At 67.7% G+C, this 12461-nt stretch carries 12 protein-coding genes; 9 read left to right on the plus strand and 3 right to left on the minus strand.

Annotated features, from left to right (window positions below; all coding sequences use genetic code 11):
* The 4 genes from fdhF (at position 1) to BBX35_RS10160 (ending at position 4491) form a co-directional block, all read left to right on the plus strand.
* Positions 1–2871: a formate dehydrogenase subunit alpha gene (gene fdhF / locus BBX35_RS10145; protein ID WP_067219355.1), complete on the plus strand. Its 2871-nt coding sequence runs from the start codon at positions 1–3 to the stop codon at positions 2869–2871.
* 4 nt (positions 2872–2875) lie between these two features.
* Positions 2876–3691, plus strand: a complete 816-nt coding sequence (gene fdhD, locus BBX35_RS10150) for a formate dehydrogenase accessory sulfurtransferase FdhD (RefSeq protein WP_067219357.1) — start codon at positions 2876–2878, stop codon at positions 3689–3691.
* Positions 3681–3905, plus strand: coding sequence for a formate dehydrogenase subunit delta (locus BBX35_RS10155; RefSeq protein WP_067219362.1), 225 nt, complete (start codon positions 3681–3683; stop codon positions 3903–3905). The genes fdhD and BBX35_RS10155 overlap by 11 nt, the downstream gene beginning before the upstream one ends.
* A 130-nt stretch (positions 3906–4035) precedes the next feature.
* A complete protein-coding gene (locus tag BBX35_RS10160; protein ID WP_067219364.1) occupies positions 4036–4491 on the plus strand; it encodes a YaiI/YqxD family protein in 456 nt (151 codons plus the stop codon).
* A 7-nt stretch (positions 4492–4498) separates the two neighbouring features.
* Here BBX35_RS10160 and BBX35_RS10165 read toward each other — a convergent pair whose 3' ends face one another.
* On the minus strand, positions 4499–5431 hold the full coding sequence (locus tag BBX35_RS10165) for a LysR family transcriptional regulator (protein WP_067219367.1): 933 nt from the start codon (positions 5429–5431) through the stop codon (positions 4499–4501).
* A 165-nt stretch (positions 5432–5596) separates the two neighbouring features.
* Between BBX35_RS10165 and BBX35_RS10170 the strand changes: the two genes are divergently transcribed.
* The 5 genes from BBX35_RS10170 (at position 5597) to BBX35_RS10190 (ending at position 9902) form a co-directional block, all read left to right on the plus strand.
* Positions 5597–6148 carry a cupin domain-containing protein gene (locus tag BBX35_RS10170; RefSeq protein ID WP_067219373.1) on the plus strand — a complete coding sequence of 184 codons (552 nt, stop codon included), beginning with the start codon at positions 5597–5599 and terminating at the stop codon, positions 6146–6148.
* Positions 6148–6942 (plus strand): alpha/beta fold hydrolase, encoded by a 795-nt coding sequence (locus BBX35_RS10175; protein WP_067219376.1) that lies wholly within the window; start codon positions 6148–6150, stop codon positions 6940–6942. The genes BBX35_RS10170 and BBX35_RS10175 overlap by 1 nt, the downstream gene beginning before the upstream one ends.
* Before the next feature lie 26 nt (positions 6943–6968).
* Positions 6969–8045, plus strand: a complete 1077-nt coding sequence (gene dctP / locus BBX35_RS10180) for a TRAP transporter substrate-binding protein DctP (RefSeq protein WP_067219378.1) — start codon at positions 6969–6971, stop codon at positions 8043–8045.
* Positions 8046–8118: 73 nt separating this feature from the next.
* Positions 8119–8601: a TRAP transporter small permease gene (locus BBX35_RS10185; RefSeq protein ID WP_067219380.1), complete on the plus strand. Its 483-nt coding sequence runs from the start codon at positions 8119–8121 to the stop codon at positions 8599–8601.
* On the plus strand, positions 8598–9902 hold the full coding sequence (locus BBX35_RS10190; RefSeq protein ID WP_067219383.1) for a TRAP transporter large permease: 1305 nt from the start codon (positions 8598–8600) through the stop codon (positions 9900–9902). The genes BBX35_RS10185 and BBX35_RS10190 overlap by 4 nt, the downstream gene beginning before the upstream one ends.
* A 49-nt stretch (positions 9903–9951) precedes the next feature.
* Here BBX35_RS10190 and BBX35_RS10195 read toward each other — a convergent pair whose 3' ends face one another.
* Positions 9952–10800: a fumarylacetoacetate hydrolase family protein gene (locus tag BBX35_RS10195; RefSeq protein WP_067219385.1), complete on the minus strand. Its 849-nt coding sequence runs from the start codon at positions 10798–10800 to the stop codon at positions 9952–9954.
* A gap of 46 nt (positions 10801–10846) precedes the next feature.
* Positions 10847–12454 (minus strand): GMC family oxidoreductase, encoded by a 1608-nt coding sequence (locus BBX35_RS10200; RefSeq protein WP_067219386.1) that lies wholly within the window; start codon positions 12452–12454, stop codon positions 10847–10849.
* Between the last annotated feature and the right edge of the window lie 7 nt (positions 12455–12461).

Here is a 12461-nt window from a genome sequence, read left to right on the forward strand (position 1 = left end):
ATGACGCTGATCAAGGAAACCGACTACGGCACACCGGCATCGACGTCGGAAAAGACGGTCACGCTGACCATCGACGGCTTCGAGGTCACCGTGCCGGAAGGCACGTCCGTGATGCGGGCCTCGATGGAGACCGGGATCCAGATCCCCAAGCTCTGCGCGACCGACATGGTCGACGCCTTCGGGTCCTGCCGGCTCTGCCTGGTGGAGATCGAAGGGCGGCGCGGCACGCCGGCCTCCTGCACGACGCCGGCCGAAAACGGCATGGTGGTCCACACCCAAACCGGCCGGCTGAAGCAGCTGCGCCGCGGGGTGATGGAGCTCTACATCTCCGACCACCCGCTCGATTGCCTGACTTGCGCTGCCAATGGCGACTGCGAGCTGCAGGACATGGCCGGCGTGGTCGGCCTGCGCGATGTGCGCTACGGCCATGAGGGCGACAACCACGTCAAGGCGCGCGACGGGCTGGGCGAGGTCAACGCCCGCTGGATGCCGAAGGACGAGACCAACCCGTATTTCACCTACGACCCGTCCAAGTGCATCGTCTGCTCGCGCTGCGTCCGGGCCTGCGAGGAGGTGCAGGGCACCTTCGCGCTGACCATCGAGGGGCGCGGCTTCGACAGCCGCGTCTCGCCGGGCATGCACGAGGACTTCCTGTCCTCCGAATGCGTCTCGTGCGGCGCCTGCGTTCAGGCCTGCCCGACGGCGACCTTGCAGGAAAAGTCGGTGATCGAGATCGGCCAGCCGGAGCATTCGGTGGTCACGACCTGCGCCTATTGCGGCGTCGGCTGCTCGTTCAAGGCGGAGATGCGCGGCGACGAACTGGTGCGCATGGTGCCGTACAAGGACGGCAAGGCGAACCGCGGCCACAGCTGCGTCAAGGGCCGCTTCGCCTACGGCTATGCCGCGCACAAGGACCGGATCCTCAATCCGATGATCCGCGAGAAGATCACCGATCCCTGGCGGGAAGTGTCCTGGGAGGAGGCGCTGGCCTTTGCGGCGACGAAGCTGCGCGCGATCCAGTACGAGCTCGGCAAGGACGCTATCGGCGTCATCACTTCCTCGCGGTGCACCAACGAGGAAACCTACCTGGTGCAGAAGCTGACGCGCGCGGTGTTCGGCAACAACAACACCGACACCTGCGCCCGTGTCTGCCACTCGCCGACCGGCTACGGCCTCGGCCAGACCTTCGGCACCTCCGCCGGCACCCAGGACTTCGACAGCGTCCAGCATGCGGACGTGGTGATGGTGATCGGCGCCAACCCGACCGATGGCCATCCGGTCTTCGCCTCGCGGCTGAAGAAGCGCCTGCGCCAGGGGGCAAAGCTCATCGTCGTCGATCCGCGCCGCATCGACCTGGTGAAGACGCCGCATGTGAAGGCCTCGCATCACCTGGCGCTGCGCCCGGGCACGAATGTCGCCGTGGTGACGGCGCTGGCGCATGTCATCGTCACCGAAGGGCTGTTCGACGAGACCTTCATCCGCGAGCGCTGCGACTGGGACGAGTTCCAGGACTATGTGGAGTTCGTCTCTGACCCGAAGCACAGCCCGGAAGCGGTCGAGGCGCTGACCGGCGTCCCGGCGCAGGAGCTGCGCGGCGCAGCGCGGCTCTATGCCCGCGGCGGCAACGGCGCGATCTATTACGGCCTCGGCGTCACCGAGCACAGCCAGGGCTCGACCACGGTGATCGGTATCGCCAACCTTGCCATGCTCACCGGCAATATCGGCCGGCCGGGTGTCGGCGTGAACCCGCTGCGCGGCCAGAACAACGTGCAGGGTTCCTGCGACATGGGCTCGTTCCCGCACGAGCTGCCCGGCTACCGGCATGTCAACGGCCAGGAAGTGCGAGACATCTTCGAGAAGATGTGGGGCGTCGAGATCTCTGACGAGCCGGGTCTGCGCATTCCCAACATGCTGGACGCGGCGGTCGACGGCACCTTCAAGGGCCTCTACTGCCAGGGCGAGGACATCCTGCAGTCGGATCCCGACACGCGTCACGTGTCGGCCGGCCTTGCGGCGATGGATTGCGTCATCGTCCACGACCTGTTCCTGAACGAGACGGCCAACTACGCCCATGTCTTCCTGCCTGGCTCGACCTTCCTGGAGAAGGACGGGACCTTCACCAACGCAGAGCGCCGGATCAACCGGGTCCGCAAGGTGATGGCGCCGCGCAACGGCTACGCGGACTGGGAAGTGACCCAGATGCTGGCCAATGCCATGGGCGCCAACTGGTCCTACACCCACCCCTCGCAGATCATGGACGAGATCGCCGCGACGACGCCGAGCTTTGCCAATGTCTCCTACGAGATGCTGGACAAGAAGGGCTCGGTGCAGTGGCCGTGCAACGACAAGACGCCGGACGGCTCGCCGATCATGCATGTCGACGGCTTCGTGCGGGGCAGGGGGCGTTTCATCCGCACCGACTACGTGGCGACGGACGAGAAGACCGGGCCGCGCTTCCCGCTCCTGCTCACCACCGGCCGCATCCTGTCGCAGTACAATGTCGGCGCGCAGACCCGGCGCACCGCCAATGTGGTCTGGCATGCGGAGGACGTGCTGGAGATCCATCCGCATGACGCGGAGACGCGAGGCGTCAAGGACGGCGACTGGGTGAAGCTCGCCAGCCGCTCCGGCGAGACGGCCTTGCGGGCACAGATCACCGACCGTGTGTCGCCGGGGGTGGTCTACACCACCTTCCACCACCCGACGACGCAGGCCAACGTCATCACCACCGACTATTCCGACTGGGCGACCAACTGCCCGGAATACAAGGTGACGGCGGTGCAGGTGATGCCGTCCAACGGCCCGACCGACTGGCAGGAGAAATACGAGGAGTTCTCGGCCCTGTCGCGGCGGATCGAGGCTGCCGAGTAGCCGCATGGTCACGCATCGTCCCGCCTCCGGCACCGCCTATCGCAATGGTCGCTTCGCCGCGTCCACCCGGGAGCTGGCGGAGGAGGCGGCGGTTGCGATCAGCTACAACGGCACGTCCCATGCCGTGCTGATGGCAACGCCCGCCGATCTGGAGGATCTGGCCTACGGCTTCTCGCTGACCGAGGGGCTTGTGGCCTCGGTGGCGGAGATCGAGGAGGTTGCCACGGTCGATTGCGGCCGCGGCCTCGACCTGCAGGTCAGCCTTGCCGGCGATGCGGGCCAGCGGCTTGCCGAGCGGCGCCGGTCGATGGCCGGGCCGGTCGGCTGCGGGTTGTGCGGGATCGAGAGCCTGGAGGCGGCGATGCGCGAGACCGCGCCCGTCGCCGCCGACTTGCGTCTTGCGCCGGCCGAGGTGTCGCGGGCCGTCGCCGCGATGGCCAAGATGCAGGCGCTGAACCTGCGCACCCGTGCGGTCCACGCCGCCGGCTTTTACCAGAGCGAGCGGGGGCTGGTGCTGGTGCGCGAGGATGTCGGCCGGCACAACGCGCTCGACAAGCTGATCGGTGCGGCGGCGCGCGCCGGGATCGACATGGCCACGGGCGCCGTCGTTCTCACCAGCCGGCTGTCCATCGAGCTGGTCCAGAAGACGGCGGTTGCCGGCTGCGGCCTGCTGGTCGCGGTCTCCGCGCCCACCGCCCTTGCCGTCGACGAGGCCGAGGCCGCCGGCATCACGCTCGCGGCCGTCGCGCGCGGCGACGAGTTCGAACTCTTCACGCATCCGCAAAGGATCATCGGGGGAAGCCTGAAAGATGTCGCCTGACAAACTGACCTACATGGCCAACCAGATCGCCGGCTTTTTCCGGACCCGTCCGCATGACGAGGCAGTGGCCGGGATCGCCGACCACATCAGCAAGTTCTGGGAGCCGCGCATGCGCAACCAGCTCTTCGCCATGCTGGCGGAGAACGGGTCCGGCTTCGATCCGCTGGTGGTCGAGGCCGCGCCCGCCATCCGCAAGCCGAAGCAGGCGGCCTGAGCGGCGCCCCGGTCGCACCGATTTCCGCCCTCCGGATTTCGCTCTCTCGAAAGACCCCCTATAAGGGCCGGCACCGGGGCGGCGCGGCGCGCCGTGCCCGCAACGCTTTGGCGGCAAGGGGAGTAGGGGCGTGACCACGATCTATGTCGATGCCGATGCCTGTCCGGTGAAGGACGAGGTGGAGCGCGTCGCGAGCCGGCTCGATGTGCCGGTCGTGCTCGTGTGCAACGGCGGTTTGCGGCCGTCCTCCAACCGCCTGATCTCCCTGAAGGTGGTCGCCGAAGGCCCGGATGAGGCCGACAAGTGGATCGCCGAGCAGTGCGGCCCCGGCGACGTGGTCGTCACCGCCGACCTGCCGCTTGCCGACCGCTGCGTGAAGGCGGGGGCGCATGTGGTGCAGCACGACGGACAGATCCTCGATACGGCCAATATCGGCGGCCGGCTGGCGACCCGCGACCTGATGCAGGACATCCGCGCCGCCGATCCCTTCCACCAGGGCGGCGGGCGCTCCTTCTCCAAGGGCGACCGGTCCCGCTTCCTGCAGTCCCTGGACCGGCTGGCACGGCGCGCGCTCAAGGGGGCTTGAAGGAGCCTCAGTCCGCCTCGGTTCCCGGGGACTGCTGCCGGCAGACCTGGATCACCTGATCGCGCAGCCAGACATGGGCCGGCGACAGGTGGGTGCTCTTGTGCCACATCATCTGGATGTCGAGCGGCGGCAGGTCTATCGGCGGCGAGAAGGTGACGAGGTCGAATTTCGCGGTGAACAGTCGGGCAAGGCGCTCGGGCATGGTCGCCACGAGATCCGAGCGCTCGAGCAGGAACGGCACGCCGACGAAGTCCGGCTTGGAGATCGCCACCCGGCGCACCAGGTTCAGCTTGGCCAGCGATTCGTCCAGCACCGCGCGGTACATGGTCGCCTCGGCCGGCTCGATGGCGACATGATCGAGATTGCAGAACCCGGCCAGTGTCAGGTCGCCGGACAGGGCCGGATTGCCGCGCCTGGCAAGGCACACCATCCTGTCGGAGAACATCCTGCGCGAGATCAGGTCGCCCGGCGCATCGGGAAAATAGGACACGGTCAGGTCGACGCTGCCCTCGCCGAAGACGCGCGCGAGGCGGAACGGGTCCGGCCCGACGATGCGCAGCCGCACTTCCGGCGCCAGCTCGCGGAACCGCTGTTGCAGCGAGGGGATCAGGATCGCGTCGATATAGTCGGTCAGGATCAGCGTGAAGGTGCGGCGCGAGCGCAGCGGATCGAAGCCGCCGCTGTCGTCGACCAGCCCTTCCATCTCGCGGATCAGGATCTGCACGCGTTCGTGCAGGCCGCGCGCCACGTCGGTCAGGACGTGCTTGTTTCCCTGCCGGATCAGCAGCGGATCGTCGAAAACCGTGCGCAGCCGCTTCAAGGTCATGCTCATCGCCGGCTGGCTCATGCCGAGCCGGTTCGCCGCCTGGCTGACATGCCGGTCGCGCAACAGGGCGTCCAGCGCCCGCAGGTCCTTCAGGCTGTAGTCGGGGCCAGCCATCTCTTACTCTTCAGTTATTCGGATATCGAATAAGGCATATCAAGGTCAGCCGATTGCTGCAATCGATCTGCTCGCGCCATTCTCCATCGTGATAGTTCTCCGTAGTTGCACGGAGGGCAAAACCGGCAATGCCGGTTATCACGCAACCAGGCCAGGGAGGTCGTAATGGCTTTGAAGACGATCCGCGTCACCCGTGAGGAGATGCGCAAGCGCGTTGCCCTTTTCTCGGAACTCAAGGGGTTCGACGGCGGACTGCCGGACAGCAATCATCCGGAGTGCAAGCGTACGCTGTACAACGTGGTCGGCTTCCAGCCGCCGGAGGGTGAGGATGTCGCCACCACCTCGCCGGTGGGCGCACAGGCTGCGGAAAACGCGTCGATCAAGATCTCTGAGGGCTTCAATCTCGGCTATTGCCATGCCAAGCCCGGCAAGGGGCCGATGATGCACAACCACGACACCAACGAGACCTTCATTCCGATGACCGGCCGCTGGCGTTGTTCGTGGGAAGTCGACGGCCAGGTCGAGGCCTTCGAGCTCGGCCCGCATGACGTCATCTCGTTCCCCCCGGGCGTGCAGCGCCGCTTCGAGAACATCACCTTCGACGAGCCGGACAAGGAGCATCTGCTGATGTTCGTGATCGGCGGCAACCAGCCGAAGGCCGAGTTCTCGCCGGGCTCGATGGACGAGCTGCGCGAGCGGGGCCTGCTGGAAAACTGATGGCGGCCACTGGCGCACATCTGACGGGAGAGCCGCTTGCCGCCCTGGACGCGGCTTTCCCCAAGACGCAGGGTGCGGACGGCGCCCTGTCGTTTCGCCGGTCCGCCTCCCCGTCGGGGCGGCCCGTGCTGCTGCTGCCGGGGGCGAGCGGCACTTCGGAGTTCTTCTGCCTTGCCGCGCCGCTGCTGGCGGCCGGCGGCGTGGATCCGGTGCTGGTCGACTATCCCGGCACGCTCGCCCCGCGCGAGCTTGCCCGGCGCACCGAGCGCCTGGCAATGGAGCTCGGGCTCGCGGCGCCTGTTGCCCTTGGCTGCTCCTACAGCGCCTGGTGGCTGCAGCACGCCGCCACGGACGGGCCGTTCCGCGCCTTGATCCTCTGCAACGGCTTCGTCGAGGCGGAGGACCTCAAGCCGCATCCGCTGTTCGACCATGCCGCGATCGCGGCAACGCCGACGGCGAGCTTGCGCGAGGAATGGCGCGAGCGCGCGGCCTCGGCCCCGCCCGCGATGCTGTCGGAGCTGTTGCTGCAGGCCATGAGCGGATGGCTGGCGGCGGAAGACCTGAAAGGCCGCCTGCTGGAAGTGACCTCGTCGCTGCCGGTGCCCTTGGGCGAGCGTTTCGCCGGCCCGGTGACGGTGGTCGATTGCCATGACGATCCGATTGTCGGCGAGCGGGCCAGGGCCTTGTTCCGCGACAGCTGGCCGGAGGCCGGCCACCGGGAAATTTCCGGTGGACACTATCCTTATGTCAACGCCCCGGAGGAGTTTGCACGCACAGTGCTTGCAGCCATCTGAGGCAGGAATACCTGGGAGGGAAAAAAATGAAACTGGGCACGTGGATCAAGGGTTTTAGCGGCAGCGTCTGCGGGGCGGCGCTGCTGCTTTGCGGCACCATCGGGGCGCAGGCGGACAGCTTCCTGCTGCGCATGGGCGGCGGGCACACCACCGGCCTGACCTATATCGCCACCTATGACACGTTCTTCGCCGAGGAGGTGCAGAAGCGGGTCAAGGAGCGCACGGGTCACGACATCCGCTTCATCAAGGCCTGGGGCGGCAGCGTCGCCAAGGTCGACGGCGCCGTCGAGGCGGTGCAGCGCGGCACGCTCGACATCGGCCTGTCGCCCATCGGCTTCGAGCAGTCGCGCGCCGCCCTGCTGAACTACAGCGCCATGGTGCCCTTCACCACGTCCGACCCGGTGCTGCAGGGGCGCGTCGCCTCGCGCATGCTGGCCGAGGTGCCGAGCCTGCAGGAGAGCATGGAGCCCTACAACGCCCATATCCTGTCGATGATGGTCACCGAGGCCTACGGCCTTGCCACCAGCTTCGACTGGACGGCCATCGACGAGCTCAAGGGCCGGCGCATCGCCATGGCCGGCACCAACGCGCCGCTCTTTGTGCCCATCGGCGCCGTGCCGGTCAATCTCGGCATCGGCGAGCACTACCAGGCGATGCAGACGGGCCTTGCCGAGGGCAGCCTGTTCTTCATTTCCGGCATGGAGGCCTTCCAGCTCAAGGAAGTGTCTTCGACCTTCACCCGCACCGGCTTCGGCTCGCTGTCGACCTTCGTCTCCTTCATGAACAAGGACACCCGCAAGCGGCTGCCCGAGGACGTGGTGGCGATCATCGACGAGGTGGCGGCCGAGGCGGCGGTGATCGTTGCCGAGCGCAGCGCCGAGCGGGACCGCCAGCTCGCCGAGAAGCTGACGGCCGAGGGCATCACCGTGCGCGATCTCTCCGACGAACAGCGCGCGCGCTGGGCGAGGGCGGTGGCCGACATTCCGGTGTCCTCGATTGTCGGCCTGGAAGATCGGGGCTATCCCACCGCCGAGGTGCTGAGGACCTATATCCGGATCCTCGGCGAGGAAGGCTACACCTTCCCGACGGACTACCAGTTCTGAGTGGCGGTTACCGGCCGGGCTTTCAGTCCGGCCGGCTGCCGTCCGGTGCCGTCCGTCCAACAGGTGGAAAGACATGGAACGCTTCATCAACCGGGCGTCGAGCCTGCTGGCGGATCTCGGCAGCCTCGTCGTCTATCTCTGTGCCGGGCTCATCGTCTATGACGTGTGCGCCCGTCTTGCCTTCGGGCGCCCCTTCGCCGGCACGGCCGACCTCGTTGCCATCGCGCTGGTTCTCGTCACCTTCCTGCAGGCCATGAAGGCGCTGCTGCAGGATCGGCTGCTGCAGATGACGCTGCTTCTGGAAAAGCTGCCGGGCGCGGTGCTGAAGCTTGCCATGACGGTTGCCAATCTGGTCGGCGCGGCGCTGTTCCTGTGCCTTGCCGCGATCTCCGTCGAGCCCATCGAGCAGGCCTACCGGACCCACGAATTCTTCGGCACCGACGCGTTCCGCGTCACCGCCTGGCCGGTGCGCCTCGTGGTCGCGCTGCTGTGGTGCATGCTGGCGGTCGCCTTCCTCAGCAAGGCCCGCTCCGTCCTGCGGAGGACCGCGCGATGATCGAACAGACCGCGGTCATCGCCCTTGGCCTCATCTTCGTGCTGGCGCTGGCCGGCGTGCATATTGCCCTGGCCTTCCTCATCGGCTCGACCGTCGGGCTCTACCTGCTGTTCCAGGACTGGTGGATGACGCTGGGCCTGTTGCAGCAGACGGCCTTCGACGGCATTCGCGACTACAATCTGATGGTGATCCCGCTGTTTGCGGTGATGGGCCTGCTGATCGCCCGCTCGGGCGCGGCGACAGACCTCTTCTCCGCCGCCAACCGCACCTTCTCCCGCGTGCCGGCACGCCTTGCGGTGGCAACGGTCGCGGGCAACGCCTTCTTCGCGGCGGTGACCGGCGTCGGCGTCGCGGCGGCGGCCACCTTCAGCCACATCGCCTATCCCTCGATGCAGGCGGCCGGCTATCGCCGCAGCTTCGCCGCCGGCTGCATCGCCGGGTCGTCGGTGCTGGGCCTCCTGATCCCGCCGTCGGTCTTCATGATCGTCTGGGCGATCCTGACGGAGCAGTCCATCGGCCGGCTGTTCGCGGCCGGCGTCCTGCCGGGCATCGCGCTGGCCGTGCTCTTCGCGCTCTATTGCGTGGTGCGGGCGATCCGCAACCCGCAGATCGTGCAAGCCGAGACCGCCGTTGCGCCGGAAAGCGCACCGCGTCCCGATCCGGTCGGGATCTTCGGCATCCTGGCGATCATCGTCGTCACGCTCGGCGGCATCTGGGGCGGCTTCTTCACCCCGACGGAGGGAAGCGCCGTCGGCCTTGCCGGTGCGCTTTTGCTGTCCCTCGCCAAGGGCATGAGCCGGAGTGCCATCGTCGAGGCGACCCGCGAGGCGGGCATGGTGGTCACGCCGATCATGCTGCTTTTGCTGGGCGCGGCGATGTACTCCAAGCTCCTGGCGCTCGCCGGCATCCCGCAGGTGGTGGGCATGCTGTTCGAGACGATGGAGCTCGGACCTACCGGCACGGTGCTGGTGATGGCGGCGATCTGGCTGGTGCTCGGCTGCTTCGTCGACAGCATCTCGATCATGCTGCTGACGGTGCCGCTGTTCTGGCCGATCGCGCAGGCGATGGGCATCGACGCGGTGGTCTTCGCCATCGTCGGCATCCTGGTGATCGAGGCCGGCGTGCTGACGCCGCCCTTCGGCATCGGCGCCTTCGTGGTGCTGGCGGCGATCCCGGACAAGGAGCTGCGCCTGTCCGAGGTGTTCCGCGGCCTTGCGCCCTACTGGATCATGATCCTCGGCATCGCCGTCGCGGTCTATGTGTTCCCGCCGCTGGCGACGCTGGTGCCCTCGCTGCTTTGAAGGTGCGGCGCGGCGGTCCCGTCGCCGCCGCGCCGCCTGTCCTTGCTGCTCAGCTGCCGCTGGCGATGACGGTCTGGCGCTGGGCGCCGAGCTTTTCCACCGACAGCTCCACCACATCGCCCTCGCGCAGGAAGCGCGGCGGGGTGAAGCCGAGGCCGACGCCCTCCGGCGTGCCGGTGGCGATGATGTCGCCGGGCATCAGCCGCATGAAGCGCGACATGTAGGAGATGATCGTGGCGACGCCGAAGATCATGTCCGAGGTGGAGCTGTCCTGCATCGTCTCGCCGTTGACCGACAGGGTGAGGGCAAGGTCCTGCGGATCCCCCACCTCTTCCGGCGTCACCAGCCAGGGGCCGATGGGGCCGAAATTCGGGGCGGACTTGCCCTTGATCCACTGGCCGCCGCGCTCGATCTGGAAGGCGCGCTCGCTGACATCGTTGATCGTGCAGTAGCCGGCGACATGGGAGAGGGCATCGGCCTCCGCCACATGCTCGCAGACCCGGCCGATGACGATGCCGAGCTCCACTTCCCAGTCGGTCTTGACGGAGCCCCTGGGCAGGATGATCGGGTCGTTCGGCCCGCAGATGCAGGACGTCGCCTTGGAAAACAGCACCGGCTCCTCGGGCTCCGGGTTGTTGGTCTCGCGGGCGTGGCGGGCATAGTTCAGCCCGACCGCGAAGAAGTTGCGCGCCGCGCCGACGCAAGGCCCGATGCGGGTGCCGGCCGGGACGTGCGGCAGCGCGGCAAGGTCGGTGTCCTTGAGCTGCTCCAGCGTCTTGCAGGAAAGTGTTTCCGGCGTGAAATCGTCGATGAGGCCGGAGAGATCGCGGATCGTGCCGGTGTCGTCGAGGCAGCCGGGCTTTTCCGCGCCTGCCGGTCCAAAGCGGAGAAACTTCATGGGTCGTCCTTTCGGGTCTTGAAACGGGATGCGCTGTCGGCAGCCCTCAGACGGGGCGCAGGATCATGTCGGCGGCCTTTTCGGCGATCATCACCACGGGCGTTGCCGTATTGCCGGAGACGATGCGCGGCATGATCGAGGCATCGACCACGCGCAGGCCCGTCAGGCCGCGCAGGCGCAGCTGCGGATCGACCACGGCATGGTCGTCGACGCCCATTCGGCAGGTTCCGACGGGATGGAAGATGGTCGTGCCGATGTCGCCGGCCGCGTGGATCAGCTCGGCATCGGAGACGATCTCCGCGCCCGGCAGCGCCTCCTGCGGCGCGTATTTGTGCAAGGCCGGCATGGTCATCAGCTTGCGGGCATGCAGCAGCGAGCGGCGGGCGATCTCGCGGTCGCCGGCCGTCGTCAGGTAGCGCGGCGCGATCCGCGGCGCGGCCTCCGGTGCATCGCCGGCAATGTGCACGCTGCCCCGGCTTTCCGGGCGCAGGTTGCACACCGACACGGTGACCGCCGGATAGGGATGCAGCGGCTCGCCCAGCCGGTCGGTCGACAGGGGCTGGATGTGATACTCCAGATCCGGCGTTGCCTGGTCCGGGCCGCTGCGGGTGAAGATGCCGAGCTGGCTCGGCGCCATCGACAGCGGGCCCGAGCGGCTCCACAGGTATTCCGCCGCCATGGAGATCTTGCCGGTCAGCGAGTTGGCGATCTGGTTCAGCGTCAGCGCGTTCTCGACGCGGAAGACCATGCGCAGCTGCAGGTGGTCCTGCAGGTTCTCGCCGACCTCCTCCATGTGCTGCACGACGTCGATGCCGGCCTCCTTCAGCCGCGCGCCCTGGCCGATGCCGGAGCGCTCCAGCAGCACCGGCGAGTGGATCGCGCCCGCCGCCAGCAGGACCTCGCCGCGCGTGCGCGCCTCGCTCCGCCTGTTGCCGCGGGTAAAGGCCACGCCGGCCGCGCGTCCGTCCTCAATGAGGATGCGGTCAACCTGCGCATGGGTGAGAAGGCGCAGGTTGGGGCGCTTGAGGGCGGGCTTCAGGAAGGCGCGGGCCGCGCTCCAGCGCCGTCCGTTCTTCTGGTTGACCTCGAAATAGCCGGCGCCCTCGTTGTCGCCGGCATTGAAGTCGGTGCTGCGGGGAATGCCCATTTCCGCCGCCGCCGCCTGCACGTCCTCCAACAGCTGCCATTTCAGCCGCTGGCGCGCGACCTTCCACTCGCCGCCCTCGCGGTGCAGCGGGCTCTCGCCCCCCGGCCGGTCTTCGGAGCGCAGGAAATGCGGCAGCACATCCTCCCAGCTCCAGCCTGTGTTGCCGAGCGCGGCCCAGCCGTCATAGTCGGCGGCCTGTCCGCGCATGGAGATCATGCCGTTGATCGAGCTGCAGCCGCCCAGCACCTTGCCGCGCGGATAGGCGAGCGAGCGGCCGTTCAGCCCGTCCTCGGGCTGGGTGCGCAGCATCCAGTCCGTGCGCGGATTGCCCATGCAGTAGAGATAGCCGACCGGGATGTGGATCCAGGGATAGGTGTCCCGGCCGCCGGCCTCCAGCAGCAGGACGCGGGTGCGTGGGTCTTCGCTCAGGCGGTTGGCGAGCACGCATCCGGCGGTTCCCGCGCCGATGATGATGTAGTCGTAGTCGCCGTCGAGAGTGGACGTCATGAAAGTA

Source organism: Stappia indica (assembly GCF_001696535.1).
Classification (GTDB): domain Bacteria; phylum Pseudomonadota; class Alphaproteobacteria; order Rhizobiales; family Stappiaceae; genus Stappia; species Stappia indica.

Bases quoted from the DNA above. Each gene is read 5' to 3' on its own strand.
- dctP (WP_067219378.1), top strand. From the start codon at position 6,969: ATGAAACTGGGCACGTGGATCAAGGGTTTTAGCGGCAGCGTCTGCGGG.
- BBX35_RS10175 (WP_067219376.1), top strand. From the start codon at position 6,148: ATGGCGGCCACTGGCGCACATCTGACGGGAGAGCCGCTTGCCGCCCTG.
- BBX35_RS10170 (WP_067219373.1), top strand. From the start codon at position 5,597: ATGGCTTTGAAGACGATCCGCGTCACCCGTGAGGAGATGCGCAAGCGC.
- fdhD (WP_067219357.1), top strand. From the start codon at position 2,876: ATGGTCACGCATCGTCCCGCCTCCGGCACCGCCTATCGCAATGGTCGC.
- BBX35_RS10195 (WP_067219385.1), bottom strand. From the start codon at position 10,800: ATGAAGTTTCTCCGCTTTGGACCGGCAGGCGCGGAAAAGCCCGGCTGC.
- BBX35_RS10155 (WP_067219362.1), top strand. From the start codon at position 3,681: ATGTCGCCTGACAAACTGACCTACATGGCCAACCAGATCGCCGGCTTT.
- fdhF (WP_067219355.1), top strand. From the start codon at position 1: ATGACGCTGATCAAGGAAACCGACTACGGCACACCGGCATCGACGTCG.
- BBX35_RS10200 (WP_067219386.1), bottom strand. From the start codon at position 12,454: ATGACGTCCACTCTCGACGGCGACTACGACTACATCATCATCGGCGCG.
- BBX35_RS10165 (WP_067219367.1), bottom strand. From the start codon at position 5,431: ATGGCTGGCCCCGACTACAGCCTGAAGGACCTGCGGGCGCTGGACGCC.
- BBX35_RS10185 (WP_067219380.1), top strand. From the start codon at position 8,119: ATGGAACGCTTCATCAACCGGGCGTCGAGCCTGCTGGCGGATCTCGGC.
- BBX35_RS10190 (WP_067219383.1), top strand. From the start codon at position 8,598: ATGATCGAACAGACCGCGGTCATCGCCCTTGGCCTCATCTTCGTGCTG.